This is a genomic window from Brenneria alni (genome assembly GCF_003666245.1).
Classification (GTDB): Bacteria; Pseudomonadota; Gammaproteobacteria; order Enterobacterales; family Enterobacteriaceae; genus Brenneria; species Brenneria alni.
The window spans coordinates 1-2368 of record NZ_MJLZ01000096.1; the positions used below are offsets into that span (position 1 = coordinate 1).

The following is a 2368-nucleotide window of genomic DNA, read 5'->3' on the forward strand; positions in this document are numbered from 1 at the left end:
GGATCAAGCCAACTGCGCCAACTCAGGCAACTGCCGGAGCGAGGGGGAGCCGGTGGATATGGCCACGGGCTATGTGGTTGACTGGCGTACCGATTTCCAGTTGTCCGGTGTTTTACCGCTGCTGCTGAAACGGTATTACCGTTCCGGCGGTGAGCGCCGGCCGGGATTGCTGGGGTCGCTGTGGCGTTGCAACTGGGATATGGATCTGACGCTGGATCACGGCGTGGCGACGCTGACCGACGGCGAATTCAACCGGGCCATATTCGTCCTGCCCGGTGAAGGCGAGTCCAGCCGTTCACCGTCCAACCCGGCGTGGCGGCTGACCCGCCGGCAGGGGCAACTGGTGTTGCAGCATGTGGAGGGTTTGCGTTACCGGTTTGATCATGCGCTGGGTCTGCAATTGTGCCTGACCGGGATTGAAGACCGGGCGGGAAACCGCGTGTCGCTGTTATGGGAGCGTACCCGACTGTGTTGGGTGGCGCTGGCGGATGGTCGTCTGGTGCATGTGGAAACCGAGCGTCGACGGATTGTCAGACTGACGTTGTGCGACGCGCATCGTCGGCCGCTGAAAACGCTGGTCAGCTATACCTACGACGGGCAAGGGCACTTGTTAAGCGTGCGTGCGGGTGAAGGGCGTAATTTTGACTATACCTACTCGGCGCAAGGCTGGCTGCTGCGCTGGTCGGATTTGGCGCAGACCTGGGTGGAGCATGAGTATGACGACAAGGGACGGTCGGTGGCGGACAGAGCCGCCGGCGGATACTGGCCGGGGCGCTTTGAGTATGACGATGACAACCTGACCAGCCATTATCACAGCGGGTTCGGCGGCGTGGTCAGCTATGTGCGTGACAGGCGCAATAATATTCTGCTGCGGCGAACGCCGGACGGCGGAGAAACGCGTTTTGAATGGGAAAACAACCAGTTAATCGCCGAGGCCGATGCGCTGGGCAACCGCACGGAATACCAGCGTAATGACTGGGGGCAGGTGACGGCGGTCACGTTGCCGGACGGCGCGGTGCACCGCTATGACTATGACGATGAGGGACAACTGCTGGCCTATACCGATCCGCTGGGCAGCGTGTGGCAGTATCGACGCAACGGGCAGGGGCAGGTGGTCGAGGTGAACGATCCGCAAGGGCGCGAGTGGCTGCACAGCTACACGGCGCAGGGCCAGCTGGAGACGCTCATCGGGCCGGACGGGGTGCTGCAACGCTACCGGTATAACGCCCGCGGGCTGCTGAACGACATCGAGCGTGACCATCAGCCTGCGGTGCGGTTTTTCTATGACGGGCATGACCGCCTGACGGAACGGCATATCGCCCGTGAACAGGGCGTGCAGGTGCGGCGCTGGGAGTATGAAGGCGTGCGGGAAGCGCCGTCGAAGGTGATTTACGAGGACGGCACGGAAACGTGTTTCGGCTATGACGCGGAGGGCAACCTGACGTCGGTGACGGACGCGCTGGGCCAGCGCTACCAGTTTCGTTACGGCGCGTTCGACAATCTGGAGGAGGCGACGGATCCGCTGGGCGCGACGGTGCGTTATCACTACAACGCGGAGGCGGAGTTCGCAGGCGTCACCAACAGCCAGCGTCGGGCATGGCGCTACGGGTTCGATGAGAGCGGTCGGCTGAGTGAAGAGCGGCACTATGACGGTCGGGTATACCGCTACGGTTACGATGCGGCGGGCAGGCTGACGGGGCGGAAAGCGCCGGACGGGAGCGAACTGCGCTACGAGCATGACGCGGCGGGGCGGGTGACGCGGGTCACGGCGCTGAAAGCGGACGGGGAAACCGAGAGCGTGACGGCGCTGGAGTACGATGTGGCGGGGCGTCTGAGCAAGGCAGCCAATGCGGACGCGGTGGTGGAGTACGCTTACAACCGTGCGGGGCAGGTGGTGTCGGAGCGGGTGAACGGCGAGGAAATTCGCAGCGGCTATGATGAGAGCGGGCAGCGGTCGAGGGTGGAGGGGCTGCTGGCGGCGCTGAATCTGCAATGGGCGTCGGGCCGCCTGAGGGGGCTGGGTATCGGTTCGCATCATGCGCTGTCGTTCAGCCACACGGACAGCGGAGAGGAAAGCCTGCGGAGCAACGGGGCGGGCTTTGCGCTGCGTCACGAGTGGGGCGAAACCGGGCTGCTGCGTCGTCAGGCGCTGGAGGGGTCGGACGGTCGGGTCAGTGATGTGCTGGAGCGCGGTTATCAGTACGACGCGCTGGACCGGCTGACGGGTATCAGCGACAGCCACTGGGGCGACCAGGCGTTCAGGCTGAACGGGGTGGGTCAGGTGACGGCGGAGCGGCGGAGCGGGCGCTGGCGGCAGGGGAGGCTGTTCGGCTACGACAGCGAACAGAACCTGTGCGAGATAGCGGGC

The 2368-nt window shown here is 64.4% G+C and carries 1 protein-coding gene; it reads left to right on the forward strand.

Features of this window, described 5'->3' with window-relative positions; all coding sequences use genetic code 11:
* On the forward strand, nt 1–2368 hold a 2368-nt coding region (locus BIY29_RS19760), incomplete at both ends, for a DUF6531 domain-containing protein (RefSeq protein ID WP_147437194.1).